Source organism: Alkalicoccus halolimnae, assembly GCF_008014775.2.
Lineage (GTDB): Bacteria > Bacillota > Bacilli > Bacillales > Salisediminibacteriaceae > Alkalicoccus > Alkalicoccus halolimnae.
In genome coordinates this window covers 1,575,394-1,601,329 of record NZ_CP144914.1, presented here as the reverse complement: position 1 = coordinate 1,601,329, position 25,936 = coordinate 1,575,394, and the positions used below count along the sequence as shown (strand labels likewise).

26 protein-coding genes, 3 tRNA genes and 1 other RNA gene are annotated in these 25,936 nt (G+C 40.5%); 10 read left to right on the top strand and 20 right to left on the bottom strand.

The features are described 5' to 3' along the window. Positions 1–256: 256 nt before the first annotated feature. The 3 genes from FTX54_RS07240 to FTX54_RS07230 form a co-directional block, all read right to left on the bottom strand. On the bottom strand, positions 257–1,216 hold the full coding sequence (locus tag FTX54_RS07240) for an L-lactate dehydrogenase (RefSeq protein WP_147802901.1): 960 nt from the start codon (positions 1,214–1,216) through the stop codon (positions 257–259). Between the two features lie 93 nt (positions 1,217–1,309). After that, a complete protein-coding gene (locus FTX54_RS07235) occupies positions 1,310–2,095 on the bottom strand; it encodes a DUF92 domain-containing protein (RefSeq protein ID WP_187254473.1) in 786 nt (261 codons plus the stop codon). A gap of 1 nt (position 2,096) precedes the next feature. Next, positions 2,097–2,645, bottom strand: coding sequence for a 5-formyltetrahydrofolate cyclo-ligase (locus FTX54_RS07230; protein WP_281285219.1), 549 nt, complete (start codon positions 2,643–2,645; stop codon positions 2,097–2,099). Positions 2,646–2,923: 278 nt separating this feature from the next. Between FTX54_RS07230 and FTX54_RS07225 the strand changes: the two genes are divergently transcribed. The 3 genes from FTX54_RS07225 (at position 2,924) to FTX54_RS07215 (ending at position 4,076) form a co-directional block, all read left to right on the top strand. Next, the gene (locus tag FTX54_RS07225; protein WP_147802904.1) at positions 2,924–3,373 is read left to right on the top strand and encodes a hypothetical protein; all 450 of its coding nucleotides are present in this window, start codon (positions 2,924–2,926) and stop codon (positions 3,371–3,373) included. Between the two features lie 14 nt (positions 3,374–3,387). Then, entirely contained in the window at positions 3,388–3,537 is a 150-nt protein-coding gene (locus tag FTX54_RS07220) for a hypothetical protein (RefSeq protein WP_187254475.1), read from the top strand. A 260-nt stretch (positions 3,538–3,797) separates the two neighbouring features. Next, positions 3,798–4,076, top strand: coding sequence for a hypothetical protein (locus FTX54_RS07215; protein WP_147802905.1), 279 nt, complete (start codon positions 3,798–3,800; stop codon positions 4,074–4,076). Positions 4,077–4,187: 111 nt separating this feature from the next. Here the strand turns inward: FTX54_RS07215 and rpmG are convergent, their stop codons facing one another. From rpmG to FTX54_RS07170, 9 genes are all read right to left on the bottom strand, one after another. Next, positions 4,188–4,337: a 50S ribosomal protein L33 gene (gene rpmG, locus FTX54_RS07210; RefSeq protein WP_107583048.1), complete on the bottom strand. Its 150-nt coding sequence runs from the start codon at positions 4,335–4,337 to the stop codon at positions 4,188–4,190. A gap of 113 nt (positions 4,338–4,450) precedes the next feature. Next, entirely contained in the window at positions 4,451–6,514 is a 2,064-nt protein-coding gene (locus FTX54_RS07205; RefSeq protein ID WP_147802906.1) for a peptidoglycan D,D-transpeptidase FtsI family protein, read from the bottom strand. A gap of 99 nt (positions 6,515–6,613) precedes the next feature. Further along, positions 6,614–6,797, bottom strand: a non-coding RNA gene (gene ssrS, locus FTX54_RS07200) — 6S RNA. 126 nt (positions 6,798–6,923) lie between these two features. Then, positions 6,924–7,532 (bottom strand): superoxide dismutase, encoded by a 609-nt coding sequence (locus FTX54_RS07195; protein WP_147802907.1) that lies wholly within the window; start codon positions 7,530–7,532, stop codon positions 6,924–6,926. A gap of 108 nt (positions 7,533–7,640) precedes the next feature. After that, the gene (locus FTX54_RS07190) at positions 7,641–7,985 is read right to left on the bottom strand and encodes an iron-sulfur cluster biosynthesis family protein (RefSeq protein WP_187254476.1); all 345 of its coding nucleotides are present in this window, start codon (positions 7,983–7,985) and stop codon (positions 7,641–7,643) included. Positions 7,986–8,240: 255 nt separating this feature from the next. Beyond that, positions 8,241–8,333 (bottom strand) — tRNA-Ser (locus FTX54_RS07185). A 9-nt stretch (positions 8,334–8,342) separates the two neighbouring features. Next, positions 8,343–8,419: transfer RNA gene (locus FTX54_RS07180), tRNA-Ile, on the bottom strand. 19 nt (positions 8,420–8,438) lie between these two features. After that, positions 8,439–8,515 (bottom strand) — tRNA-Met (locus FTX54_RS07175). Positions 8,516–8,940: 425 nt separating this feature from the next. Next, positions 8,941–10,560 (bottom strand): Na/Pi cotransporter family protein, encoded by a 1,620-nt coding sequence (locus FTX54_RS07170; RefSeq protein WP_147803133.1) that lies wholly within the window; start codon positions 10,558–10,560, stop codon positions 8,941–8,943. 192 nt (positions 10,561–10,752) lie between these two features. On the opposite strand from FTX54_RS07170, the gene FTX54_RS07165 reads away from it, so the two are divergent. From FTX54_RS07165 to FTX54_RS07155, 3 genes are all read left to right on the top strand, one after another. Then, complete coding sequence (locus FTX54_RS07165) at positions 10,753–11,535, top strand: DUF1189 domain-containing protein (protein ID WP_147802909.1); 783 nt, start codon at positions 10,753–10,755, stop codon at positions 11,533–11,535. Between the two features lie 425 nt (positions 11,536–11,960). Next, positions 11,961–12,290, top strand: coding sequence for a helix-turn-helix domain-containing protein (locus tag FTX54_RS07160; protein WP_147802910.1), 330 nt, complete (start codon positions 11,961–11,963; stop codon positions 12,288–12,290). A gap of 145 nt (positions 12,291–12,435) precedes the next feature. Next, positions 12,436–12,666 (top strand): helix-turn-helix domain-containing protein, encoded by a 231-nt coding sequence (locus FTX54_RS07155; protein WP_147802911.1) that lies wholly within the window; start codon positions 12,436–12,438, stop codon positions 12,664–12,666. A gap of 45 nt (positions 12,667–12,711) precedes the next feature. Here the strand turns inward: FTX54_RS07155 and FTX54_RS07150 are convergent, their stop codons facing one another. Then, positions 12,712–13,383 carry an NfeD family protein gene (locus FTX54_RS07150; protein WP_147802912.1) on the bottom strand — a complete coding sequence of 224 codons (672 nt, stop codon included), beginning with the start codon at positions 13,381–13,383 and terminating at the stop codon, positions 12,712–12,714. A 236-nt stretch (positions 13,384–13,619) separates the two neighbouring features. Further along, positions 13,620–14,513 carry a DUF1002 domain-containing protein gene (locus FTX54_RS07145; RefSeq protein WP_246125568.1) on the bottom strand — a complete coding sequence of 298 codons (894 nt, stop codon included), beginning with the start codon at positions 14,511–14,513 and terminating at the stop codon, positions 13,620–13,622. Between the two features lie 259 nt (positions 14,514–14,772). Between FTX54_RS07145 and ispG the strand changes: the two genes are divergently transcribed. Further along, positions 14,773–15,894, top strand: a complete 1,122-nt coding sequence (gene ispG / locus FTX54_RS07140) for a flavodoxin-dependent (E)-4-hydroxy-3-methylbut-2-enyl-diphosphate synthase (RefSeq protein WP_147802913.1) — start codon at positions 14,773–14,775, stop codon at positions 15,892–15,894. Between the two features lie 123 nt (positions 15,895–16,017). Next, a complete protein-coding gene (locus tag FTX54_RS07135) occupies positions 16,018–16,602 on the top strand; it encodes a 5' nucleotidase, NT5C type (protein ID WP_147802914.1) in 585 nt (194 codons plus the stop codon). A 153-nt stretch (positions 16,603–16,755) separates the two neighbouring features. Here FTX54_RS07135 and FTX54_RS07130 read toward each other — a convergent pair whose 3' ends face one another. Genes FTX54_RS07130 through FTX54_RS07115 form a run of 4 tightly spaced genes read right to left on the bottom strand, consistent with a single transcriptional unit; the run spans position 16,756 to position 19,713 of the window. After that, positions 16,756–17,181 carry a Fur family transcriptional regulator gene (locus FTX54_RS07130; RefSeq protein WP_147802915.1) on the bottom strand — a complete coding sequence of 142 codons (426 nt, stop codon included), beginning with the start codon at positions 17,179–17,181 and terminating at the stop codon, positions 16,756–16,758. Further along, positions 17,178–18,011, bottom strand: coding sequence for a metal ABC transporter permease (locus tag FTX54_RS07125; RefSeq protein WP_281285214.1), 834 nt, complete (start codon positions 18,009–18,011; stop codon positions 17,178–17,180). Before FTX54_RS07125 ends, FTX54_RS07130 begins: the two co-directional genes overlap by 4 nt. A gap of 32 nt (positions 18,012–18,043) precedes the next feature. Beyond that, positions 18,044–18,892 carry a metal ABC transporter permease gene (locus FTX54_RS07120; RefSeq protein ID WP_147802917.1) on the bottom strand — a complete coding sequence of 283 codons (849 nt, stop codon included), beginning with the start codon at positions 18,890–18,892 and terminating at the stop codon, positions 18,044–18,046. Next, positions 18,889–19,713 (bottom strand): metal ABC transporter ATP-binding protein, encoded by an 825-nt coding sequence (locus FTX54_RS07115; protein ID WP_147802918.1) that lies wholly within the window; start codon positions 19,711–19,713, stop codon positions 18,889–18,891. Before FTX54_RS07115 ends, FTX54_RS07120 begins: the two co-directional genes overlap by 4 nt. 750 nt (positions 19,714–20,463) lie before the next feature. Here FTX54_RS07115 and ppx point away from each other — a divergent pair. Together ppx and FTX54_RS07105 are read left to right on the top strand one after the other, a co-directional pair. Next, on the top strand, positions 20,464–21,999 hold the full coding sequence (gene ppx / locus FTX54_RS07110; protein ID WP_147802920.1) for an exopolyphosphatase: 1,536 nt from the start codon (positions 20,464–20,466) through the stop codon (positions 21,997–21,999). A gap of 41 nt (positions 22,000–22,040) precedes the next feature. Beyond that, positions 22,041–24,122, top strand: a complete 2,082-nt coding sequence (locus tag FTX54_RS07105) for an RNA degradosome polyphosphate kinase (protein ID WP_281285215.1) — start codon at positions 22,041–22,043, stop codon at positions 24,120–24,122. Positions 24,123–24,266: 144 nt separating this feature from the next. Here FTX54_RS07105 and FTX54_RS07100 read toward each other — a convergent pair whose 3' ends face one another. Both FTX54_RS07100 and FTX54_RS07095 read right to left on the bottom strand, forming a co-directional pair. After that, positions 24,267–25,142, bottom strand: a complete 876-nt coding sequence (locus FTX54_RS07100; protein WP_147802922.1) for a metal ABC transporter permease — start codon at positions 25,140–25,142, stop codon at positions 24,267–24,269. Beyond that, the gene (locus FTX54_RS07095) at positions 25,139–25,891 is read right to left on the bottom strand and encodes a metal ABC transporter ATP-binding protein (RefSeq protein WP_147802923.1); all 753 of its coding nucleotides are present in this window, start codon (positions 25,889–25,891) and stop codon (positions 25,139–25,141) included. Before FTX54_RS07095 ends, FTX54_RS07100 begins: the two co-directional genes overlap by 4 nt. Positions 25,892–25,936 lie beyond the last annotated feature (45 nt).

Sequence of the window (25,936 nt, the reverse complement as noted above, 5' to 3'; positions counted from 1 at the left end):
ACATTTTTGTATTTACTCTGAAAATAAACGACGAAACAGGAATCCCGGTGTCCTTTTGCCAGCCATCTCTTTTTTACAATCTGCCGCAGATGTGAGCCGGCCGGGATTCGGCACTTCAAAACAAAAAAGATTTCGGAACGATCTTCCCTGTATTACGGAAGCTTCCGTTACCTTCAGGCGAAGCAATAAAAAAAGGATGCATCTTGTATGGTGTTCCCTGTATTAGGGAATGCATAAACGATGCACCCTTCTTATTCTATTCTACCTCAAAAACTGGTTTCATCGCTTCTTTTAAGACTTGGGCAGAATGATGGAGCTGCCTGGTTTCTTTTTCATTTAAATCAGTTTCCACAATGCGTTCCACTCCATTACGGCTCACGATAGCAGGAACTCCAATGTAAAGGTCGTCCAGCCCATATTCCCCGTTTAATAAAGTAGAAACAGTCAGGATAGAATGTTCATTTCGGAGAATGGTTCTCGTCAAACGGGCGAGGCCCATTGCTATCGCATAATGAGTGGCTCCCTTTCTTTCAATTATATGATAGGCAGCATCTCTCACATTCACAAAAATTTTGTCGAGATCCTCTTTTGTAGCATCGGGCTTATATTTTTCCATGTAGCGGCTGACGTGTTCAGAACCTATTCGTGTCTGGCTCCACACTGGAAGTTCAGTATCCCCATGTTCCCCCATAATAAAACCGTGAATATTTCTTACATCAATACCAAAGTAGTCTCCAAGCATAAAGCGGAATCTTGCTGTATCCAGAATAGTTCCTGAGCCTATCACTCTTTCCATAGGAAGACCAGAGAATTTCCACGTTGCATAGGAGAGGATATCTACTGGGTTGGTTGCAATTAAGAAAATTCCATCAAAACCTGAATCCATCACGCTGTTAACAATGACTTTAAAAATTTTTGCGTTTTTTTCAATCAAGTCCAGGCGCGTTTCCCCCGGCTGCTGGTTCGCACCGGCCGTAATAACAACAATATCAGCGTCTTTGCAGTCTGCGTATTCCCCAGCCCAAATTTTTGTAGGAGCGCCAAATGGAACTCCGTGATTTAAATCCATTGCATCTCCCTCGGTTTTTTCTTTATTTAAATCAATGAGCACCATTTCATCTGCAATATTTTGATTAATCAGGGAAAAAGCATAACTTGAACCTACATTTCCGGTACCAATGACGACGACTCTTGAAGGCTGTTTGTTAACTGTCATAATGGATCAGTCTCCTTTTGAACCTATTTGTGAATCAATTCACATTTATTGTACATCATTTCACAAACTCTTGACACTCTTTTACGAATTAATTTATGAATTTCCTGTGAATAATAAGTATAAAATGACAGCAGCTGCGGAAGATCCTGTCACAGTAAGAAAGTTTACAAGATCATTAGTCATAAACATTTTTCCTTTAACAAGGGTGGTGCTTGTTTCACAGTGAATCATCTTTTCAGTTTTCTTCCCGCATATTCTGCACTGGAACAAGCGCTGGTACACTGCCCCCATCCAGGCATCACTGATTTGACCGGCAAATCCTATAACAACAACTGTTAAAAGCAAGAGAGGGTGGATAAATCCCTGATTAAAAATATAAGCAGCTGAGACGACAGCTAAACTTCCCAAAACAGCTGCAGTATTTCCCAGTGCAGTAACACCTCCGGATATGCCATTTTCTACTTCTGTTCTACTTCTAATGAGCACTGGTTTTTTCCTGCTTCTTTTCCCAACTGTAGAAGCCCATGTATCTGCTGCTGCTGCAGCATAAGCAGCTGTAAAACCTACAAAAAGAACTGGTAAAGGAAAGAAGATATTACCGAGTGCCCAAAGTGATGCAGCCCCTCCATTAGCGAGGACCTGCCAAGCATCCCTTCTCGAGCCTTTTTCTTCAATTTTATCGGTGGAGTGAAGTATTTTTTCAAGAAAGACAGAGGTGAAAAAGAAAGTTCCCATGACGGCAAGTCCCGAAAATCCAAATCCAAAAATAGATGATAGACCTGCAAACACAGCCGCTGCTGCCCCGCCAGTGGTTAAAGATTTTTTCAGCCAGGCTCCTGCAGCAATCAAAAAAACGAGCAGGGTCAAAAAAAGAGTCATGTTACTTTTTCTCTCTGCTGTCTGTTCCCGAAAGTAAAATTTTAACTGGAATATCATAGTTTTCTAAAGGAATGTCATTTAAAAGCTGACAATCAAAGCATAAACTCACAGAAGGGGTTTCCACATTTTTTAACAGCCTGTCGTAAAATCCTCCTCCGTACCCTACTCTGTAACCATCTTTATTGTAAGCCAGTCCCGGAGTAATAATCAGGTCAAGTGATTCTTCATTTACAGACGAAGCTTCCCCGGGTATCGGTTCCAGTAAACCAATAGAAGACTCGCGGCATTCGTTAAAGGAAGATATTTTAAAAAAGGAAAGTCGTTTCGGATTCCCCCCAACTACAGGAGCCACCGTTGTTTTCCCTTCTTCCCATGCTTTTTCAAAAATAGGACGAGTATTTAATTCATTATTGATTGAAATAGTAACAGCAATCGTATCAGCCTTTTTCCATTCAGGAAGAGCAAAAAGAGCTTTATAAAGAAATTGTTCCTGGCCCAGCCTTTCCTCTTTATTTAACTGCGCTAATTTATGCTTCATGAAACTTCTCACCTGTTTTTTATCCAAAGCAGTTCCTCCGTTTTTCAAAGATTATATATTTGATCGTAACGCTGCCAATGAAGATGGTCAACTTCAAGAGTGAGATATAGCTGGTCACGCAGTAAATCAGTTCCGTTCCTCTTTTATTAAGTGCCTGTAAATAGATGTAACTCAGCATTTATTAACAGTAAATCTAAAAGTTTAATGACAATAAATATAATTAGAAGTTTAATCCTATAGTCAATAGAGGTAAGTTATTAATAAACAAAAGAATATTAGGAGGGCAATCCATGACAAACATCGTACTAAAAACTCCACATCCATTAGGGGTCCTGGACATTTTTGAAGGAAGCTATGAAGAAGCAGAAATATCAATAAGTCCTTCCAGAGATAAGGAAGAAGATCCCATTTTCAAAGTGATTATTGAACAAAGTTCGCGTAAAAAAAAGTTCGAAAAAGATAAGCAGAGCCTTCCTGATGCTCTAGAAGCAGTAAAGCTGGAGATGGAAAACATTTTCGGAAAACATTTTTCCAGTGAATTTTATATTATTGCTCAGGATGAATCTCTTTCCTATGGACATGAAACAGATCAAAAGTATATTATCTATGTTTATGATTCGATCAAAGCTGCTGTTATCGAAGAGTTTAAACTTTCAGATAAAGAATTGAGCGGGGGAAACACTGGCGCCGCGAACGATGAAGCTTTAAAAAAATATTTAAAAAAGAATGGACAAACATAAGGGGGGAAATCTGGATGACGAAAAGAAATGGTTTAATAATACTTTTAAGTTTTCCGCTTCTTCTTACAGCCTGCGGTGATCAAAATGAACTAAACACCGTTAATCCTGAAGAAAACATTAACGATAGTGATGTTCCTGAAGAGAACGAATCTTCAGAAGAGTAAGTTCTAAAAAAAGCCCGGCTCTCATAAATGCAGAGTACCGGGCTTTTATTCCATACGGAAAAGAATTATCATGTGGACGATCATGTTCGGAGCTGAGCTGTCTGTTTCAAATGGAGGGTAATTAATAATCTAAATAAACTTTTAATCACAGCTTTTCTATCGTTAGAAATGAAGCAGGCAGAATGGAAATACGAGGCCTTCATTGGCCGCAGAATTTCTGAGGATATGTAAATGACCAGACTTTAAAAGGAGGTGAGAAAATGGCAGTTTACGTAGTTACTTACCAGCTGAGTGCTCCGGAAAAAGAGTATAAACAGCTTCACGAAACAATGAAATCTTTCGGAAATTACTCAAAGCGTTTTGAATCTTTTTGGCTGATTGACACTTTTCACAGTGCCAAAGATGTAAAAGAAAAAGTTTTTGCCTGTCTTTCGGCAGATGATCAACTTTTCGTCATTGAAACTAAAAAGCACTGGTCTTCCAGAAATGTTCCAGACGGAATGATCAAGTGGCTCAAAAGCGACAGAAGAAAGTTTTAAAGCAGACGTTCTATATGTTTTGTATAGTCACTCGTTCCTATTTATATAAATATCGGCTAATAAAGAACGCCTTCAATCCTTTTCATGGGATTGAAGGCGTTCCTGTCTTCTTTACTTTGTTTCTTTATGCATTGTGTGGCGACCTAGACGCGGGCTGTACTTTTTCAGTTCGATACGATCTGGATTTGTACGCTTATTTTTAGTTGTGATATAGTTTCGGTCACCTGTTTCAGTGCAGGCAAGAGTTACTTGTACTCGCATGATAATACCCTCCAAACTCTGTTTTACTCATACCTTAAAATAATAGCAGACAATAAAAAGATATTCAAGTATGTCTGTAAAGGTTTTTCCCTTATCAGGCATTTTTTAATCATTTATTCCTGCTCTTCTTCCTCTGCTTCTTCATTGCTTTCGTCTGGATCCTCTGTTTCAGGTCCGCCTTCCGGTTCCTGTGGTCCGCTGCGTTCTTCCTTTAAATCGTAATAAGCTTCCAAGGAACGTGTAGCAATAATATTAGCTATCCCTCCATCTCCTGAACTATTACCTGTACCCGGCACTACAACAGAAAACGATACTTCGGGATCTTCAAAAGGCGCGTAGCCGACGAACGTTTGATTGTTGGCTGATTCTCCATCAACAAACACCTGTGCGGTTCCTGTTTTACCAGCCACATCTTCGTCTACATATTGGAAGAAGTTTCTTGCTGTTCCCTGATCTCCATTTACAACACGGTACAGTCCTTCCTGAATTCGATTAAAATACTCTTCATCCACATCAATGGTATTCAAAATCTGTGGAGAAAATTGATGAGAAATCGTACCGAGTTCTTCTCCACCCGGGTCCGGTTCCAGAATTTCACTGACTACTCTTGGAGAAATCCGAACGCCGTCATTTGCAATAGTAGAAATATACTGTGCCAACTGAAGCGGTGTATACGTATCAAACTGACCAAATGCTAAAAAGAGGAGATTACCTGGATTATCAGGTATCCCGCCGTTAACTCCGGTAAATTCGTTGGGAAGATCAATTCCAGTTTCAACTCCAAGACCCAACTGTGCATAGTAGGAACGAAGAACATCAAATCCTCTTGCATAATTTCCCCAATTGGAACCTGACACCCCCGGAGTGTAATCGATAATTCTCATCGCTACTTGAACCATGTAAATATTCGAAGACCGCTCCAGCGCTGTTATGTCATCCACAACACCGAGATTATTGACAGAGCTGATGGTATGATTACCAATTCTAATGGGGCGGTCAACGATAGTTTCCCCCGGGGGGAGAGCACCGGTATCATGCCCGGCCAGAACACTGGCGGCTTTCATGGAAGAACCCACTTCATAGCCTGAAATAAAGGGGTTTAACTCATTGTCGGAGCCTGCCATTGAAAGTATTTCACCCGTATCTGGTTCCATCATTACAACGTAAGCTCTGGGATCTCCTTCGAAATTCTCTGCCCTTTCTTCCAAGGTTTCTTCAATAATTTGATTTACACGCTGCTGGAGTTCCATATCAAAAGTTAATTTTAAATCTTTTCCTCGTGCACCCTCCGTCTGTTCCGGGCTGCGAATAGTCTGCCCGGAACTATCAGTAAAGTTTTCCAGAGAACCATCTCTCCCGCGAAGAACCGATTCATATTCACTTTCCAGATAGCTGGTTCCCACTTCTTCATTTCTCACATAGCCTTCTGCTATATAACGATCCAGGCTTTCTCTAGGAATCGATCCTACTTCTCCAAATATACTTTTAAGGCTTTCTCCATACATATATTGGCGTGCTGCATCCCTGATAATATCAACCCCGGGCAGCTTTTCAATATTTTCAGTAATCTGAGCAGCCTCTTCATATTCTACTCCCCGCAGAACTTTATGAGGGACGTCATTATAACCACTGTTAAACTCCCTCCATATCATGAAAACCTGCAGATCTTCTTCAGTTAAAGAAGTCAGTTCTTCTTCTGTAATTGCTTCAATACGTGCAGTGTGAGCTTCTGTATCGTCCATTCCCTGAGCATTCTGTTCTTCAAGAGTCAGCTTTTCTTCGAATTCTTCTTCGTTATTCAATGCCCAGAATTCTCTCCGGTCGCGCTCAAAGCTCGATGCTGCATTTTCAGTGTCGAGGGTGATATAGGCATTCAGCCTTTCAGCGGTATCCAGCAGCTGCTCCTGAGAGTGGTTCCGGTTCGTATATGTAACGGTAAGCATCAGTTCGTTGCCGACCAGCAGATTTCCGTACCGGTCGTACATATGCCCCCTGGGAGCTTCAACAGGCTCACTTACACTTATTTCTCTGCTGACCTGCTGCCCGAATTCCTCCCCCTGTACAATTTGAACCATACCCAGTCGGAGAATTAAGGCTGAAAATAATAAAAAGACAATGAAAAATAAAATATTAAGCCTTGTTGAAATATGTGATTTGTATACAGTTTTTTCACTCATATTGAGCCACCCTCTAATGATCCTTCAAAAAATACAGGACTTCTTATGATTTTTCAAGAGGGTGTTCCAAAAGCTGAGCTTTTGGAACACCCTCTTATAATGATGCCCGCATGTGCGGTTATCTTCCAGATTTCACGAACCCGCCTTAGGCAGGTGGGTGCCTGCAGAGTGAATTTCAGCTTCCTGAAACAGGCATGCTGTTGTTCACTCAATGTAAGGCTCCCTCAGTGAATTGGTGTTCGGTTCGAATTAAACTTGAAGTTCACCAACACCGCAGGCAAGTTAAGTTGTTAATTATATTATACAACACTTGAATAAATTTTATCAATGCTCTCTATTTTTATTTCCATCATAAAAGACGACCCGGAAGTTTTACACTTTCCGGGCCGTCCTCAGAATTAGAATTCTATTACTTTGCTTCTGAAAAGCGTTTAGCTACTTCGTTCCAATTTACTACGTTGAAAAAGGCTTCAACGTAGTCAGGACGCTTATTTTGATACTTAAGATAATAAGCGTGCTCCCAAACGTCAACGCCCAGTACAGGGGTTTTCCCTTCGCTGATCGGCGTATCCTGATTAGGTGTACTCATAATTTCAAGACTGCCATTGTTTACTACGAGCCATGCCCACCCTGAACCGAATCGTCCAAGTGCAGCATTTTTGAATTCTTCCTTAAACTCATCGAAACTGCCAAACGTGCTGTTGATAGCTCCTGCTAGTTCACCTTCAGGAGTACCGCCGCCGTTTGGAGACATAAGCTGCCAGAAAATAGTATGATTGTAGTGACCCCCGCCGTTATTACGTACGGGTCCCTTCACATTTTCAGGAAGCGAGTTAAGATCTGTAAGAAGTTCTTCAATGCTTTTGTTCTGGAGGTCTGAGTGACCTTCCAAAGCAGCATTCAACTTCGTCACATACGTATTATGGTGTTTGCCGTGATGAATCTTCATTGTTTCCTCATCGATGTGAGGCTCGAGTGCATCGTGAGCGTAAGGTAAATCTGGTAGTGTAAATGCCATTCTTAATCTCCTCCTTAAATTATCTTTCACAGGTTTGTCTGCAGTCTATTCAGTCAATTAAATTCCTGCAAGTTCCACATTATCAAATATACCACAAGCATTCAAATATTAAACCTCTGCTTCTTCACGAAGGGTCATTCGTGGATTCAGCATTTGATTCGGACTTTTCAGCTGAAAAGAAGAAGCGGTATCGTTAAAGTCAATTTTCAAACTTTCATCATAGATCCAGTCCACCTTTTTATCAATCGCCACACTCCAGGACTCCGGTTTAGTGTCAAGAAAAACGGCTGTTGGAGGAAGAGATGACTTTTGCACAGCTACCAGATCGCTGACACCATTTACTACGCAGCCTAGACCCTCTGTTTCATGACTTATGAACAGAACACTGCCTTCTTTTAATATTTTTCTCATCTGTAATTCTTCAACTGCTCTTTCAGTAATTTCGACTTGCATTCTTCTCACTCCCTTTATAGAATGCTCAAGAAAACAAACAACCCGGTACATCAATAGTTATCGACTGATATACGTTATTATTTAGAGAGCTTTGTCAGGAACTTTACCCTGTTCCCCTATCGTTAAAACAAGCTGTCTTCTTATAATAGATGATCTTGTTCCACTTGCGCTTGCCGGGGAGGTCACCCTCATAAATAACCATGGATATAAAAGACAAAAAAAAGAAGCCTCAGCTTCTTGTAAATACTTATAAAGTGGAGGAGGAAGAGGGATTCGAACCCCCGCGGGCTATGACACCCCTGTCGGTTTTCAAGACCGATCCCTTCAGCCGAACTTGGGTATTCCTCCGTATGAAATTGGTGGACCCTGCAGGACTCGAACCTGCGACCGGACGGTTATGAGCCGTCAGCTCTGACCAACTGAGCTAAGGGTCCTTAGCATAAAAATTTAAAATGGTAGCGGCGGAGGGAATCGAACCCCCGACCTCACGGGTATGAACCGTACGCTCTAGCCAGCTGAGCTACACCGCCGTTTTGCAAAGACAAGTAATATCTTAGCATGCTTATTAAATTATAGTCAACATTTATTTTTATAAAATATTATTTCAGGGTGATAGTCTGCTTTCAGAAGAAATTACAGTTGGCGAAACTGCCTGTTTTCAGGGTGACAGCCTTAAATTTCACATGAATAAATTTGTTTTTCCGCTTTCCGTGAAAAGTAAACGCTGGATTAATTTTTAATTATATACCAATAAGTTTATGTGAAGAAACTCTTTCACAATTTACAAACGTTATTTTTGATTGTAACAGCTGCGGATTTCTTAAAGATTACAGACAGGATCTGAGCGGCTGAATGTTCAATGACAACAGCCGGCTCAACTTCCTGCTTAACTCCTCTATCTAAGGACAGCTTTATAATTAAATTAAAGCTGTATTCCAGAGCATTCCTGGCATTATTACTCTTCTAAAACGGCCTCTGCAATGTTAACAGAGTGATCTCCTATTCTTTCAAGGTTACTTATCATATCTACAAAAACAATTCCTGCTGATCCATCACACAATCCTTCGTTCAAGCGCATGATGTGTTTCTTCCTCAGTTTTCTCTCCATTTTATCAATTTCTTCTTCTTTTAAAATAGCTGCTCTTGCTGCCACTTCATCGTCATTTTCCAATGACTCAACAGCTTGTTTAAGTGTGGCCAGTGTCAGTTGAAACATTTGATCAAGATCTTCCATAGCAGATTCAGATAATTTAACTTTGTTTGCAATTTGATAATCTTTTAATTCTACGATGTTTTCCATATGGTCGCCGACTCGTTCAATATCGCGCACCGTATCCATCAGAACTGAATGAAGCCTTGAATCCGGAGCAGAGAGTGAGTTCGTGGAAATACGAGTCAGATAATCCGTTATTTTTCTGTCCAGATTGTTAATAGCTTCTTCAAATTGATACGTTAATTCGGCGTGTCTTTTTTGACTGTTTTTAACATATGATACGGCTTCCTCCAGCCCCTGGGAAGAAAGTTCAGCCATACGCAATGTTTCTTTCTTTGCCTGACCAAGTGCAATGGAAGAGGACTGATTGATGAGATTAGGATCAAGATGCTGTGCTTTGTATTCAATAATCTGCTCTTTACCAGGCACCAGTTTCGTAACAATTAAAGCCAGTACGCCGATGAAAGGCAGTTGAATTAATACGTTCGAAATATTAAAGATACCATGAGCAAATGCAATAGTCATTTCTGGGTTAAGTCCTAAAGAATTTTGTATCGATGAAATCATCGAAATATACGGTTGAATTACTATCAGCACCAGAATTGTACCTACGACATTAAATATAACATGCGTCATCGCTGCTCTTTTTGCTGCAATTGAGGCACCAAGTGATGCCAGTACTGCTGTAATGGTTGTACCGATGTTATCACCAAATAAAACAGGGAGAGCCGCCGCTAATTCCATAGTACCTTGAGAAAAGAGCTGTTGCAGAAGCCCTATTGCAGCTGAAGAACTCTGAACCGTAACTGTAAATATAGTACCAATGAGAACTCCAAGAATTGGATTACTGCTCATGCTGACTGTCAAGTCTGCAAAAGCTTCCAATTCACGGAGAGGATACATTCCCTCCCCCATTAACTCCAGTCCATAAAACAAAGCTCCGAAACCGAAAAATACTTGTCCATAATTATTAATTTTTTTATTTTTAAAAAAGAAAATCAAAAATGTACCAACTGCAATAATTGGAAGAGAATATTCAGATATATCCAGTCCTATAATAAAAGCAGTTACCGTGGTACCGATATTCGCTCCCATAATAACACCGATGGATTGACGCAGTGTCATGAATCCGGCGTTAACTAATCCAATCGCAAGAACCGTTGTTCCCGTACTGGTCTGCAGAAGAATTGTAACGATAATTCCAGCCAGTACACCCATAAGTGGATTACTTGTAAATTTATCCAATATTTCGCGCAGTTTATCTCCTGCAACTTTCTGCAGCCCGTCTCCTAAAAATTTAATTCCAAATAGAAAAATACCCAGGCCACCCAAAAACAAAAATATAATATCTCTTACTGCCATATCCAAAGCGACGTCCTCCTGAAGAAAAGTGTATTTAAACTATCCGTGCCTCATCCTACACATAGTTTGTTAATTATTAATTAATGAATTGTAAAGATTTTATTAAGTTTACTATTTAGACTTTTATTTGTGTTTATAAATCACAGCAGGTAAACTGTACTTTGTAGCTTACATAATTAAGGAGAGAAAAAAATGAATATTTTCCAGCAGTTTATTAAAAGTCTTTATTCGCCTGAAACGATTGCAAAGTTTCGAATGGCGAAAATCGGCCGGGCTATTTTGTACGTTTTCTTATTAATGTTTATAGCTTCTATACCTATGTTTATCTCCCTGGCAATATCTATCAACGCTTTATTTAACGCTGGAGATCAATACTTGGACGAGATTCCTGAGTTTGAAATTAACAACGGGGTACTCGAATCCGAATTGGAAGAACCTTACATTAATGACGAAGAAGATATGACCCTCGTCTTCGATTCCACAGGAGAAGTCAGCCCCGGGGATCTGGACGGCTATGGGAACGTAATTGCCCTCCTTGACCGGGAAGTAATTTTCGTAACTGGAGGAGAAAGTAACCGCATCACTTACCAGGACGCCGGGCTGGACGTAACAAAAGATGAAATTGACAGTTTTTACACTACATTGGATGATCTGTCCGCTCTAATTGTAATCATTGTTCTCGCCGGTTTTTATTTATTTAATACCGCTTTGAAATTTATTGGCATTTTTGTTCTTTCGGTAATTGGTATCTTATTAAAACGTAAAACTGCGGATCATCTGCGCTATCGTCACCTATGGGTGCTGTCTGCATTTACGGTTACAATGCCGACCATATTATTCTCTTATCTCGAAGGATTTGGACTTATCATTCCTTTCTCCTTTATCCTTTACTGGATAATTGCTATCGTAATGATGAACCTGGTACTAAGAAATGTACCTAAGCCTAAACAGCCTCAGGAGCCTAAACAATTGTAATGATGTATGAAGGTATGAAAAAAAGGGGCCTCTTCCCCTTTCTTCATACCTTCATAAAATCCATTTCATAAGTGCTTTTTTCAGGCAGATATGCGAAATATCTTTTAAACAAATTTTATTAAGCGTTCGTATTTTAGAATGACCTCCGGGAAATACGGGGACTCCCTTAAGAGGATGCGCCGTCTTAAAATTCAATATTGAGAATATTTTATCTTCACAATTTTCAGATGAACACATGTCCTCGTGAAAGCGCCGGTCTGAAACGGAGGTCCTCTGCCCCATTCGGTTTTCGCAGGAGTAACTTTTAGTATGAAATTCATTTAACTACATAATTATTAAGTTTTAAACGTGCTGACTTGTTTCTAATTATTTGTTTATAGGATATACTGTTAGTAACTAGATGAAGTTTTACGGAGGTGATTTCTATGATTGGAGCAAGAGTCCGGGAATACAGAAAAGCCAGAGGATTGACTATGAGTGAACTCGCCGATCGGGCCGGAGTCGCTAAATCTTATCTCAGCGCGATCGAAAGAGACCTGCAGTCCAATCCCTCCATTCAATTTCTGGAAAAAATCGCATCTGTGCTCGATGTAAATATGAATGCTCTTTTAAAAGATGCTTCAGCAGAAGATGAAGCCGCAGCGCTGGACGATGAATGGCAGCAGCTGATATCTGAAGCAATGAATTCAGGAGTATCCAAAGAAGAATTCCGTGATTTTCTGGAATATAATAAATGGAAAATGAAACAGAAATAATCTACTATTTTATACGTGTCTGCTGTTCTCTGCAGCAGACACTTTAGTCCCTTTTTCGTTCTCAATGTAAGTTTTTTCAAATTATTATTTACTTTATAGCGAACGTGCGTTATAATGAACGAAAGATCAGAAAGGGGCATTATTGATGAGCATAGGAGATTTAATTCGTTACGAAAGAAAAAGAAAAGGCTGGACACTATCGCAGTTGTCAAGACGAACAGGCGTCTCAAAATCTTATTTAAGCTACCTGGAAAGAAATCAAAAGAAAAATCCGTCCATCACTATAGTTAAACGCCTGTTTACCGTTCTTGATATTCCTATGGACAAAGTGATGGATGAGGATGAGGACGAGGAGAAAGGCAGGATTCATTCATAAACCAGGAGGCTCATCCTTAATTGGATGAGCCTCCTGGTTTTTAATTTATGACTGATGGATCTCTTCAGCCTTTTCCGCTTTCTCTGCTTCCTCTAATGGACTGACAACGATTCTTGTCCCGTCAGCTGATACGACTTTCACTTTCTTTTCTTCTTCGAGCCAGAAATTATCAGTTGTTGCACTGTAAAATTTACCTTCTATTTCAACTGTTCCTGTAGGTCTGAAAGGAGTTTTAGCAGTGCCTTCTTTTCCTATGAGTTCTTTATAGGACGTATTCATCGAGCTGTAACCTTCCTCATCTGTCAACCTGTCTTTTAACAGCATTTTATCCCACATGGTTCTGGATGAAAAAACTTTCGTGAACAGAAAGGAAACCGGTGCCGCGGCAACAAAAGCCATACCTACCAGAAGGCCGTAAGTGAAGGAAGGTGCAGGAAGTGCAAGTCCTAAAATCATAAGTAATACACCTATTCCTGCTATCGTTCCGTCAGTCGTAACTTTTCCATCAAAAATTATTAAGATCAGTCCTAGTACATAAAGAACGACAACCCACATACTGTCCCCGGGAGTCAAATGGTAGGAGAAGTACAAAGTCATAAGAACGATGCCGATAACTGCAAAAAGTCCTTTCGCTTTTACCATTATTTCACCAAAAATGAATAATGTAGCAATGAAAACTACGAAAAACCCTATTACGGACATATCTAATAATCCCATATATCGTCACTCCTTCTCTATCTTACAATTTCATTTTACCAGATATCTACTCTTTATATCACGTACGAACGTTCAACGAAAAAGTTTCAAAAAATAAAGTAAGGCTGCAAAATAGAAGTGTACGGTCAGAGTGGACAAACATGCCCGATCACTGAAGATCTTTCAAATAAAAACAAGCTGCCTTCACAACATAGTCGTAAAGGCAGCTTGTTTTTATTCAGCCGGTCAGGGCCTGATTATTTCGTTGAAGCAGTGTCGGATTCAAACCAGCCCGAAACTATGTCGAGCAAAGAATGGAAAAAGTTAATCATTGACTGAAGCATGCTTTGTCCTTCCTCACTTTCAACAAAACCACTTATGTTATCACTAATGTCACCAAGCTGATTTTTCACTTGATCCCAGTCAATATTTAACCCCTTAATTCTGTCAAACAATGAAACCAGACTTTCCAGTTCCTCATCTGTTATATTCATATCAAGTTCCTCTGCCACTCTTTGAATCAGAGCACGAAGATCTTCTTCTGTTTCGATATTCTCTTCTGCTATTGCTTCTTTTACCCGGGCCATCAGCTCGGCAGCATCTTCCATTCCATACTCTTCACCCAGCTCTGCGGTTTTCACCAGTTCTTCGTTCGCTGTCTGTTTCTGCTCTTCGGGAATACTTTCCTCTGTACTTTCTTCGTATGCCTTAATTAAACCAGTCAAAGCTCCTGTGCCGGACACATCAAAAGGAGCTGTCACATAAATATCAGCGTCCTCTATTCCTGCCGTGATTAAAGCATTGGCATACATGCCTTCCGATACCCACGTAATACGGTTTGTTTCTACATTGATTCCTGAACCACTTTCTTTCATCGTTATTTTCGAGGAAGAAAGAGCTTTAGTACCGATAACGGAAGCATCTATATGATCGCCTAAGTATTTATGCTCTTCCTCGTTCGTTACAGAAATAATTGTTGTCTCTTCTTCTGAAGCTCCCATTTCACTTAACAGTTCTTCCTGCTGCTGTGGATTTAAATCTTCTCCCAGCGTAATAATTTCTTCTCCCGTCATAGCATCCGCGCCCGCTGTTGAAGCAAAAGCAAACCATGCCGTAAATGCGATTAATCCTACTTTAATAGACTGGTACATGTTCATCCCCCGTTTTAAATTATCTGAACTGTAAAAATAGTACAATTCTGTATTCGTTAATGTCTTACAAACTTTTAGACGATGATAACTTAAAAAAGTTTCACCTGATGTTTCACCTGATGATTTTTTCTTTTTCTTCATACAATATTTACAATTTACAAGGTGCAGAGAGCTTGTAAGTTACGGGTGCCGTTGTTACAATGTATTTTGAACCTAAACGTTTATTCGTTCGAAGACTATAAAGGGGCGATGATGAATAATGACCCAGTTTACACACAGGAAAGACACTCGGCCGGTTAAAGTCGGACCGTTGACAATCGGCGGAAGTGACGAAGTAATTATGCAGAGTATGACAATGTCAAAAACTCACGATGTAGAAGCTACTGTAGCAGAAATTCTCCGTTTGGAAGAAGCAGGCTGTCAGATTGTCCGCGTAGCATGTCCGAATATGGAAGATGCAGAGGCCATACCGGAGATAAAGAAAAGAATTAATATCCCACTCGTTGTAGATATTCATTTTGACTATAAGATGGCACTTAAAGCTATCGAAGGCGGCGCGGATAAAATCCGTATTAACCCTGGTAATATCGGCAGAAAAGAAAAAGTGGAAGCCGTCGTCAATGCAGCAAAGGCAAAGGGCATTCCGATTCGAATCGGGGTAAATGCAGGCTCTCTTGAAAAACGTATCCTTGATAAGTACGGGTACCCTACAGCTGACGGAATGGTTGAAAGTGCGCTCCATCATATAAAGATTCTTGAAGATCTCGGTTTTTACGATATTATCGTATCCATGAAAGCATCTGATGTGCACCTTGCTATTGAAGCTTACGAAAAAGCAGCAGAAGCATTTGATTACCCTCTCCATCTCGGAATTACCGAGTCGGGTACGTTGTTTGCCGGAACAGTGAAAAGTTCAGCCGGTCTGGGAGTTCTTCTTCAAAAAGGTATCGGTAACACGATGCGCATTTCATTAAGCGCTGACCCTGTTGAAGAGATTAAAGTTCAAAAAGAACTGCTGAAAAGCTTTGGTCTTGCAGCTAACGCCGCAACACTTGTTTCCTGTCCAACATGCGGCAGAATTGAAATCGATCTGATCAGCATTGCCAATGAAGTAGAAGAATATTTACAGAATATCCATGCACCGATTAAAGTTTCTGTATTAGGCTGTGCGGTAAACGGTCCTGGTGAAGCTAAAGAGGCCGATATAGGTATTGCCGGAGCTCGCGGCGAAGGCCTCCTCTTTATGAAGGGTAAAACCATCCGTAAAGTGCCTGAAGAAACAATGGTGGAAGAACTGAAAATTGAAATTGATAAACTGGCAGAAGCTCACTATGAAAAAGAACGGCTTGCTAAAGAAAAGGAACAGGAACAAAAAGCATAAATCAGAAAAGCTCTCCCCACTAAATCAGGCGGGGAGAGCTTTTTTAATTTTCCTCCCTGTGCAGATCAGGTCTAAATATGAGATAATACTTTCAGTGTGTATGAACAAAGTGAGGTGAAAATTATGGCGAAATATCGATTTGGGATTGATATTGACGGCACTGTAACAGATCCAGCAACATTTATCCCGCACTTAAATGAACATTTCGATAAAAATTTAACGCTTGAAGATATTGTTGATTATGACCTGACCAAAGCCCTGGAAATAACAGAAAAAGAATTCTGGACATGGATGCAGAAACACGAATCGATGCTTTACCGTAAATCTATTCCCGCTGAAAATGCTCGTGAGATTCTTCATAAGTGGACAAACCAATATGAATTATTTTATATCAGTGCAAGACCGGACCATCTATTTCATATTACCCAGGATTGGTTTCACAAATTAGAAGTACCTTATGACCATATTGAACTTCTCGGACAGCATAATAAACTGGAAGCCGTTAAAGAGCATAAAGTTGATTTATTTTTTGAAGATAAACACGATAATGCGGTTAACATTGCCGAAACCTTTCATATTCCGGTTATATTAATGGAAACTCCCTATAACCAGATGACAGTTCCCGAAAATGTTTACCGCGCTAAAAACTGGCTTCACGCAGAACATATTGTTGAAAATATTTTTGTGCCTTCTCCGACTACAAAGTAGGACCAAATTAAGCCGATAAAGCAGTATCAGAATCAAAAAACCCTTCATGATGAATTTTCATCATGAAGGGTTTTTGCTGTTCATGTCCGTAACCGGCGGTCAAAACGTCCTTTTCTGTTCAATTAAAACTGCTTCCTGCCTCCACACGCTGGTTCACTGTGCAGCTGGCGCTTTGCATTCTTCGCAGTAGCCGTATATTTCGAATTTATGCCCTACCACTTCGAAACCGCTGGAACGGACCGGTTCATCATCCATTGGACAATGGTGTATATGCTTAGTTTTCCCACAGTCAAGACAGATCACATGGTGATGATGTTCGTCGACCGAGCAGGAAAAACGAAACCGTTTCTCTCCATTTAATTCTGTCCCTTCTAAAATTCCCAGATCCGTAAACAGGGATAAATTTCTGTAAATTGTATCAAAACTCATCCCGTCATGTTCTTTCTGCATCGCTTCCAGCACATCCTTAGCTGCAAGATAACGACTTTCATCCGAAAACAGCTGAAGCATATCCTGACGTTTATCCGTATATTTGTAGCCTTTATCTTTCAGACGCTGCATTGCCTCCTGTACGTTCATGAAATTCCCTCCTCTGTATTGCCTCTTCGGTTTTCCTGCAGCTTTTTCACTGCTGCTGATGCCAGTAAAATCGTTATCCCGGTAACCACAATCATTCCGCCGGTTGCTACATTAAAATAGTAGGAAGAAACAATTCCTCCAATTACAGATGCCTCTCCAAATATAATACCAAGTATAAGCACGTGACGGAAACTTTTTGCAAATAGGATGGCTGCTGCCACGGGAAGCGTAATCAATGCTCCAACCAGCAGTATTCCTACTATTTTCATCGACATGGAGATTACCAGTGCTATTAATAAAGAAAATACAAAATTGATTTTTTTAACCGATATTCCAGACGTCGAAGCAAATTCCTGATCAAAAGAAATAGACAATAGTTCTTTGTAGAAAAGCAGAATTATAATAAGGCTGATGATGCCTGTTAACAAGATGAAAAACAGATCATTCAGCGAAACGGTAATTATACTTCCAAACAAATAGCCGTACCATTCAGTATATCCAGTCTCTGCAATACTTATCATCAGTGCGCTCAAACCTACTCCGGCGGACAAAATAATTGGAACAGCAAGCTCCTGAAAATTTTTATAAGCCTGACGCAGCTTTTCAATCAGAAGAGATCCGCCGAGCGAAAATAAAAAGCCCATATAGAGAGGATTTAATGCAGCAAATATAGTAGTCGTCTGCATCAGCAGAACTCCAGCTGTAATACCCGTCAATGTAACGTGGGAAAGACCCTCGGAAATTATAGTCATCCTCCGCACCAGCAGGAAGGAGCCGATCAGCGGACTGATAAATCCAATTAATAAACCTGCCAGAATTCCTCTTTCCAAAAATGTTAACTGCTGAAATAATTCCACTGTCCTCACCCGACCTTGTTTGCAAAAAATTTACCGGAAGTTAGAAAAAGAATAATCAATAAAAGAATAACGTTTATAACGACGATCATCCCTCCCGGGGCAACGTCAGCGTGAAAAGAAGCGAAAAGTCCGGACAAAACAGAAAACTCTCCGATAATAACCGCGAATAAAAACATTTGTTTAAATGAAGAGGCAAGCCTCATCGCAGCAGCCACCGGCAGCGTCATTAGAGCTGAGACTAAAAGTATCCCTACTATCTGCATCGACATGCCGATAACGACCGCTGTAATGATAATAAACATAAAATGCAGCGAGCGTCGGGGAAGGCCTGAAATAACAGCCTGTTCTTCATCAAAACTGAGGAAAAACAATTCTTTATAAAAAAGAATGAGCAGAACAGCAACGATAGAAGTAAGAATTAATACGATAACGAAGTCCGTCTGTGTAATAGCTGCCACGCTGCCAAACAAATAATTAAATAAGTCGGTAGTGAAGCCGTCAGCGAGGGAAATAAACACTACTCCTACTCCAATTCCGGAAGAGAGGATAATTGGAATAGCCAGCTCTTTATAATATCTGTACGTATGCCGAAGTTTTTCAATCATTACGGAGCCGGTCACAGCAAATATCATTCCCATATAAACCGGGTTCAGTCCCGCAAAAAAGGTCGAATACCGGCCGAGAAGCATACTGAACGCAATTCCAGTAAGAGTAATATGGGAAAGAGCATCAGCCATCAGGGAAAGACGCCTGACAACGATAAACACCCCTATGAGAGGGGCTAGCAGGCCGATCAGGAGGCTTGTGAATAATGAATACCTCAGAAAATCATATTGAAAAAAAACTTCTATCATGAGCGGACTCCATCCAAATCATCGTGATCATGTTCATGGTCGTGGTGATGATGGTCATGATTATGTTCAATTACGCTTACGTCATGGCCATACATTGCTGTCATCATTTCTTCGCGTTTCTCCTCAAAGGTTTCTTTGTTGCCATGAAAATGCAGGCATTTATTTAAGCAGGCCACATCCGTTACATAATCGCTCATTGCTCCAATATCGTGCGTAACAAGAATAAGCGTGATTCCCTTTCGTACATTCAGATCTTTAAGCATGTCGTAGAAGTTTTTCACAGATTGAGCATCGACGCCCACCGTTGGTTCATCAAGTATTAGTAAATCCGGTTCACTGACGAGAGCCCGGGCAATAAAAATTCGCTGCTGCTGACCTCCTGACAGCTTTCCTATATTATGAAATTCGTATTGCTCCATGCCTACCTGAGCTATCGCTTCTTTCACTTTTTGTTTATGATGTTTTTTCAAAAAGCGGAACAAGCCTACTTTTCCATAAAGCCCCATCGCCACCACTTCGAAAACTGTAGCTGGAAAGCCGCTGTTGAAACTATTGGCTTTCTGCGACACAAAACCAATTCTGCTCCATTGCTTGAATGAATGCACCGGTTCTCCAAAGAGGGAAATCTCTCCTCTGTCAGGATTTAAAAGACCGAGCATCAGCTTCATTAATGTCGACTTTCCTGATCCATTCGGTCCTACAAGCCCTAGGAAGGATCCAGGCATCACTTTCATATTGATATCTTCCAGTACATTAAATTTGCCATAGCTGAAATGTAAATTCTTCACTTCCAGCACTTTGAAGGTTTCTTTTTGAGTCATATCCTTCCCTCCTTTCTGCATCTGCTGAGTTATTTCCGGCTCACTAATATCAGCCTGGTTGCTGTTTAAAAACTGCTGTCTTTTTGGAAAAGCTGCCTTGAGAATAAAATAGATAAGCGTGCGCTTTCGTTTCCATCGGGACGCTTTCCGGGCGGGCCGGCCTCAGCTAATTCCGTTCTTCCTTTGGTCGGGCGGAATGGATCTTCCCGCTTTCTATTTTCCGCAGGCGTTTCTTCCCTGACACTGGCTTCTGCCTTTGTACCTTCTTGATTCAACAAGCGGGCATTCTGTATTGGAGAATCAAAACGAAGCGGAAACCTGCCCGCGGGAAGAGGAGATCGGAAATCACCTCCAGGACAGAATTGAAGTGAAGTTTTCTATATTTATCAATAACAGGCTTCAACACAGCTTTAGGAAAAAGCAGATTTTATTTTCATATAAACTTTAACTTCCTGCCGGCGCAACCGGAATCAGTGAACTTTTATGAACACAAAAATTTTATTCTTAATCTGCTTCTGACATTCCCTGCACTAGGAAATGTGGAAGTATTTTACATAAAATTGTAAATTGATCTCACACAGAGAAATGTTCCTTGAGCAGCAGTATAATAGTAATAATTACGATTTAATCATAGTGTAGTATAACTTATGACATTTGCTTTGTAAATGTATATGTATTTTTAGTAAATGTATCGCCGGCTCTTCCTATCCCCGTTATAATGGAGGTATATCTACAAGGAGGTTGACATTTATGACAGCTCAGCAGATTGGTGTAATAGACATGGGTTCAAACTCGGTTCGCTTCGTAATTTTTGAAGTTGATGAGTACGCCTGCTATCAGGAAATACAAAATTTAAAAGTAACAGCCCGCTTAAGTACATATGTGGATGAAGAAGGTAAAATGAATGAGGAAGGCATTGAAGCGATCATTGACACACTAGATAAATTCGCTTCGGTAGCCGAGGAATATAATTTAACTACTGTAAGAGGAGTTGCTACAGCTGCCGTACGGAATGCCTCCAACCGGGATCAGATTATGCAGGCGATCGAGAAGCATTCCTCCTTTCCTTTTGAAATATTATCAGAAGAGCAGGAAGCCTACTACGGCTACCTCGCTGTCACTAATTCGACCGATTTTGATGAAGCTGTAACAATTGATATCGGCGGTGGCAGTACGGAAATTACGTATTTTAAGGATCGTGAACTTCAACAGTCTTTCAGCTTTCCTTTTGGAGCCTTAACTCTGAAAAAACAGTTTGTGCAGGGAGATACACCCGAAGAGGACGAGTTGAAAGAACTACGGAAATTCCTTAAACAGTCCTACCGCTCCCTTGATTGGATTAAAGACCGGAAAGTCCCTGTTATCGGCATCGGAGGCTCTGCGCGTAACCTTGCTCTAGTCCACCAGAATGACATATCCTACCCTTTATCCGGTCTTCATCAATACACGATGACTACAGATGATATCGACGACGTAGTAGATGACCTTCAGTCCATGTCCTTGAAAAAACGCGAAAAAGTCGATGGTCTTTCCAAAGATCGTGCAGATATTATTCTCCCTGCTGCTGCTGCTATGCAGGTTCTGCTCAAAGAAGTGGACACGGAAGAGTTTATTATAAGCAATCAGGGACTTCGTGACGGCCTTTTCTATGAACAGCTCTTATCTTCTATAGAAGTTACCCATTTTCCTAATGTAAAAGAAGAGAGTTTTTACCAGCTGAGTAATCATTACCGGCTTGACTTAACTTATCAGAAAAAAATCTCAATCCTATCTTCTTATTTAGCAGCTGAACTGTCTCAGAATCAATTAATAACTCTCTCTCCTGCCGAGACCCAGCTGTTACGACTCGGCGCCAACGTTTTCTATGTAGGAAGAACGCTTCATCCCGAATCACGCAGCCAGCACACATTCTATATGCTGACAAATCAGTCGATTGACGGTTTTTCCCACATGGAGCGTCTAGGTATTGCCTTTATTTCTTCCTTTAAATCCAAATCGTATCTCAAACAATATGCAAAACCTTTTAAGCGCTGGCTGGATAAAGAGACTCTCGAAAAGTATGAGCTCCTCGGAGCTATCAACAAACTAGCCTTCACCATGAATGTTTCCCAGAAAAGCATGATAACGTCCATTAAAATAATTAAGGCTGCAAAGCATAAAATCACAATGGAAATTTTCTATTCCGGAGATATTTTTTTCGAAGAGCAGCAGGCAAACAAACACAAGAAACATCTGGAACGTCCTCTAAAAAGAAATATTGAGCTTATTTTCACAGAAGCACAATAGACGCTGACGGCTTAATTTTTCACATGGAAGGATGAATGCTTATGACCAAGGACACTCGCAACAATTTCCAAAACCCAGAATATTACCATAATAGAGAATTAAGCTGGCTCCGCTTTAATGAGAGGGTTCTTGAAGAAGCAATTGATACGAGTAATCCACTGCTTGAAAGGTTGAAATTCCTTGCCATTTTCAGTTCTAACCTCGATGAATTTTTTATGGTTAGAGTTGCAGGATTAATAGACCAGGTAAAAGCAGGATATAACAGACCGGAAAATAAAACAGCTCTTACCCCTAAGCAGCAGCTGGAAAAAATTGCTCTGCAAAATCAGGAGCTTGTTACTAGACAGTATACGCACTTTAAAGAAAAACTGGTTCCTGAACTAAAAAAGCACGACATCCATTTCATACGTCCAAAAGATTTATCTGATAAAGATTACAAGCGTATGCGCCGTCATTTTAAAGACTATATACTCCCAGTCCTCACTCCAATGGCGATCGACGCTTACAGACCATTTCCGAAGCTGTCCAATAAAAGTATAAACCTCGCCGTCGTTCTGGCCAGCGGAACAGAAAAAAAACTGGCAATTGTTCAGGTTCCTTCTGTTCTTTCCCGAACTGTAGCTGTTGAGTCCGGCAGTTCCACTAAATTTATCCTGCTGGAGGACCTGATTACTGAGTTTATAGACCGTTTGTTTTCGGGTTTTACTATTATCTCTGTTTCTCCTTTTCGAATTACGAGAAACGCAGATTTAACGATTCACGAAGAAGGCGCCCGCGATCTGCTCAGGGAAATTGAAAAAGAGTTAAAGAAAAGAAAATGGGGCGCTGCTGTTCGTTTTGAAATGGAAAATGACAATATGGATAAAAATGTTCTTTCTCTCTTAATGGACGTACTTGAACTTCATGAAAACGATATTTATAGAGTTAATGGGCCGTTGGATTTCACGTTTTTGTTTAAATTTCACTCTCTGCTTGCCCCTGTTTTTGAAAAGCTGGTTTACGAAACTTCCATTCCCCAGCCCCCCGAAGATTTGCTTCACAAGGAAAACATAATGGGCGCGATGATGGAAAAGGATCTCTTTATTCATCATCCTTACGAATCTTTCCAGCCGGTCGTGGACTTGATGTTTCAGGCTGCCGAAGATGAAAAAGTTCTTGCTATTAAGCAGACTTTGTACAGAGTGAGTGGAGAATCTCCTATCATTGCAGCTCTCGCCAGAGCAGCAGAGCTCGGTAAGCAGGTAACAGTATTAGTAGAATTAAAAGCACGCTTTGATGAAGAAAATAATATACAGTGGGCCAAGCAGCTTGAAAAAGCTGGATGCCATGTCATTTACGGAATAACCGGATTAAAAACCCACAGCAAAATCACCCTTATTGTCCGTCACGACAATGATGAGATCCAGAGGTTTGTGCATTTAGGAACCGGCAATTATAATGATTCGACGGCTAAACTTTATACAGATATGGGGATGCTCACCACCCGGCCGTCATTCGGAATCGATGCAACAAATTTTTTCAATTACTTAAGCGGGTACAGCAGTAAACCGGAATGGAATGAAATTTCTACTGTTCCATTTGAAATCAGAGATTCTTTTCTGAAAAATATTGATAAGGAAATAGCATCCCACAAAAAGTATGGAAATGGTCATATCATTGCTAAAATGAACTCATTAACTGACAAACCAATTATTATGAAGCTTTACGAGGCCAGCTGTGAGGGTGTGAAAATCCAACTGATTATCCGAGGCATCTGCTGTCTGCGTGCCGGTATATCCGGGGTCAGTGAAAATATTACTGTCAGAAGTATTCTCGGAAGATTCCTTGAACACAGCCGGATATTTTATTACTATCAAAACGGCCAGGAAGAAATATATTTATCGTCTGCAGACTTGATGACGAGGAACATGGAGAAAAGAATTGAAATCGTTTTTCCTGTATATGAACCGCATATTAAAGAACGGATTAAAGAAGTTCTCTTTGTTTCTCTAGAGGATAACCAGAAGGCGCGTGTCTTAAAACCGGATGGCACATATAAGTATGTTAGCAGTAAATCAAAATCAAAAGTTAACAGCCAGGAAGTTTTCCGGAAAAAAGCTCAGCTTTCTTCCGAAGACAGCTGAACGGAGAGCTGACTCCAGATTCTGCATTAATATCGATTTCACTATAAAAACCCTCCTATGACAGATAAAGTCTCAGGAGGGTTTTTCATGTGTGTTTTTGGTTAAAACCGACGTACAAGTTCAACAGCAGGTATTTAAAATTCCTTAAGCTGCCCTCGTCCCTGCTGCGGGTTTTTTCATCATCTTAATAACCAACCCATGCTTTGGAGCAAAGAAAAAAGCAATCATGAAAAACGCGGTTGCTGCCAGTACGATCGACGCTCCAGAGGCTACGTCATACATAACAGAGAAGAATAATCCGATAACGGCTGAGAAAGCGCCAAAGAAGGCCGAAAGTCCAAGCATAACAGGAAATCTGTCGGTAAGAAGGTAGGCGGTGGCTCCCGGCGTTATCAGCATAGCTACGACAAGAATAATCCCTACAGTCTGCAGTGATGCTACCGTTACAAGCGATAAAAGCAGCATAAACAAATAATGAATCCATTTTACAGGAAGTCCGGCTGCTCTGGCCATTGTTTCATCAAACGTGCTTAACAGAAGCGGTCTGTAAAATAAAATTACAGACACGAGCACAATTCCGCCGATAATAAGGGTAATTACAAAATTCACAGAAGATACAGCGAGAACATTTCCGAATAGATAATGCATCAAATCAACGGAGGTTCCCTGTAAAGATGTCATGACGACAATCCCCAGAGCAAACATTGCCGTAAACATAATGCCGATCGCCGAATCGTCTTTAATTCTGCTGTTCCGGGAAATAAACCCGATTGCTAGTGCTGTAAGTACACCCGTAATAAAGGCACCTATAAACATACTTGTACCGAGCATATAAGAAAAAACAACGCCGGGAAGTACCGCGTGGGATATCGCATCTCCCATAAGCGCCATGCCTCTTAAAATAATAAAACAACCGATCACTCCGCAGATAATACCAACGAGTACGGCAGTAACGAGCGCACTTTGTAAATAGGAATAATTAACAAGCTGACTGATAAAGTTCTGAATTTCCCCTATCATGGCCCAACTACCACCATTTCTTTATCTGATGTTAAAACTGCGGCATTTCCTCCATAAGCTTTTTTTAGAATTTCAGGCTTAAACACTTCTTCTACAGACCCTGCCCCTACGAGCTGCTGATTAAGAACAAGCAGCCGGTCAAAATAAGTTTCCACTTTACTTAAATCATGGTGAATAACGAATATGGTCTTTCCTTCTGCTCGAAGTTTTTGCAGGAGTGCTACGATAATTTCTTCCGAATTAACATCTATTCCCACGAAAGGTTCGTCCAGAAAGAAAAAATCAGTATTCTGAGCAAGTGCTCTTGCAATGAATACCCGCTGCTGCTGTCCTCCGGATAATTCTCCGATCTGTCTTTCAGCAAATTCTTCCATCCCAACTTCCCGAAGAGCTTCTCTTGCCATTTCACGGTCTTTTTTATTTATTTTTTTATACCAAGGGACGTGCACGTATCGTCCCATAAGGACAGCTTCTTCCACCAGAATCGGAAAATCCCAGTCGATCGTTGTTCTTTGAGGAACGTAGGCTATATTTCTACGGTGTTCAGCAACGTTTTTACCAAAGAAAGTTATTTTCCCTTCATATTTCACTAAACCTAGCATCGCTTTCATCAAGGTTGATTTACCTGCTCCGTTCGGCCCGATCACACCAACAATATTACCTTCCTGCAGCGAAAATGAAATATTTTCGAGTGCAAGATCACCATAATAATGTACTGTTAATTTTTCAGCTTCAATTGAGCGATTCATTAAAGAAGCCTCCTTTCAAAACAAATGTTGTATTCAATTTAAAAA

What these genes read in the sequence shown, in the direction of transcription:
- FTX54_RS07240 (WP_147802901.1), bottom strand. Translation starts at nt 1,216, where the DNA reads ATGACAGTTAACAAACAGCCTTCAAGAGTCGTCGTCATTGGTACCGGA.
- FTX54_RS07170 (WP_147803133.1), bottom strand. Translation starts at nt 10,560, where the DNA reads ATGGCAGTAAGAGATATTATATTTTTGTTTTTGGGTGGCCTGGGTATT.
- FTX54_RS07115 (WP_147802918.1), bottom strand. Translation starts at nt 19,713, where the DNA reads ATGACTCAAAAAGAAACCTTCAAAGTGCTGGAAGTGAAGAATTTACAT.
- FTX54_RS07165 (WP_147802909.1), top strand. Translation starts at nt 10,753, where the DNA reads ATGAATATTTTCCAGCAGTTTATTAAAAGTCTTTATTCGCCTGAAACG.
- FTX54_RS07105 (WP_281285215.1), top strand. Translation starts at nt 22,041, where the DNA reads ATGACCAAGGACACTCGCAACAATTTCCAAAACCCAGAATATTACCAT.
- FTX54_RS07205 (WP_147802906.1), bottom strand. Translation starts at nt 6,514, where the DNA reads ATGAGTGAAAAAACTGTATACAAATCACATATTTCAACAAGGCTTAAT.
- FTX54_RS07160 (WP_147802910.1), top strand. Translation starts at nt 11,961, where the DNA reads ATGATTGGAGCAAGAGTCCGGGAATACAGAAAAGCCAGAGGATTGACT.
- ppx (WP_147802920.1), top strand. Translation starts at nt 20,464, where the DNA reads ATGACAGCTCAGCAGATTGGTGTAATAGACATGGGTTCAAACTCGGTT.
- ispG (WP_147802913.1), top strand. Translation starts at nt 14,773, where the DNA reads ATGACCCAGTTTACACACAGGAAAGACACTCGGCCGGTTAAAGTCGGA.
- FTX54_RS07100 (WP_147802922.1), bottom strand. Translation starts at nt 25,142, where the DNA reads ATGATAGGGGAAATTCAGAACTTTATCAGTCAGCTTGTTAATTATTCC.
- FTX54_RS07190 (WP_187254476.1), bottom strand. Translation starts at nt 7,985, where the DNA reads ATGCAAGTCGAAATTACTGAAAGAGCAGTTGAAGAATTACAGATGAGA.
- FTX54_RS07155 (WP_147802911.1), top strand. Translation starts at nt 12,436, where the DNA reads ATGAGCATAGGAGATTTAATTCGTTACGAAAGAAAAAGAAAAGGCTGG.
- FTX54_RS07235 (WP_187254473.1), bottom strand. Translation starts at nt 2,095, where the DNA reads ATGACTCTTTTTTTGACCCTGCTCGTTTTTTTGATTGCTGCAGGAGCC.
- FTX54_RS07150 (WP_147802912.1), bottom strand. Translation starts at nt 13,383, where the DNA reads ATGGGATTATTAGATATGTCCGTAATAGGGTTTTTCGTAGTTTTCATT.
- FTX54_RS07135 (WP_147802914.1), top strand. Translation starts at nt 16,018, where the DNA reads ATGGCGAAATATCGATTTGGGATTGATATTGACGGCACTGTAACAGAT.
- FTX54_RS07130 (WP_147802915.1), bottom strand. Translation starts at nt 17,181, where the DNA reads ATGAACGTACAGGAGGCAATGCAGCGTCTGAAAGATAAAGGCTACAAA.
- FTX54_RS07120 (WP_147802917.1), bottom strand. Translation starts at nt 18,892, where the DNA reads ATGATAGAAGTTTTTTTTCAATATGATTTTCTGAGGTATTCATTATTC.
- FTX54_RS07215 (WP_147802905.1), top strand. Translation starts at nt 3,798, where the DNA reads ATGGCAGTTTACGTAGTTACTTACCAGCTGAGTGCTCCGGAAAAAGAG.
- FTX54_RS07225 (WP_147802904.1), top strand. Translation starts at nt 2,924, where the DNA reads ATGACAAACATCGTACTAAAAACTCCACATCCATTAGGGGTCCTGGAC.
- FTX54_RS07220 (WP_187254475.1), top strand. Translation starts at nt 3,388, where the DNA reads ATGACGAAAAGAAATGGTTTAATAATACTTTTAAGTTTTCCGCTTCTT.
- FTX54_RS07095 (WP_147802923.1), bottom strand. Translation starts at nt 25,891, where the DNA reads ATGAATCGCTCAATTGAAGCTGAAAAATTAACAGTACATTATTATGGT.
- FTX54_RS07145 (WP_246125568.1), bottom strand. Translation starts at nt 14,513, where the DNA reads ATGTACCAGTCTATTAAAGTAGGATTAATCGCATTTACGGCATGGTTT.
- FTX54_RS07195 (WP_147802907.1), bottom strand. Translation starts at nt 7,532, where the DNA reads ATGGCATTTACACTACCAGATTTACCTTACGCTCACGATGCACTCGAG.
- rpmG (WP_107583048.1), bottom strand. Translation starts at nt 4,337, where the DNA reads ATGCGAGTACAAGTAACTCTTGCCTGCACTGAAACAGGTGACCGAAAC.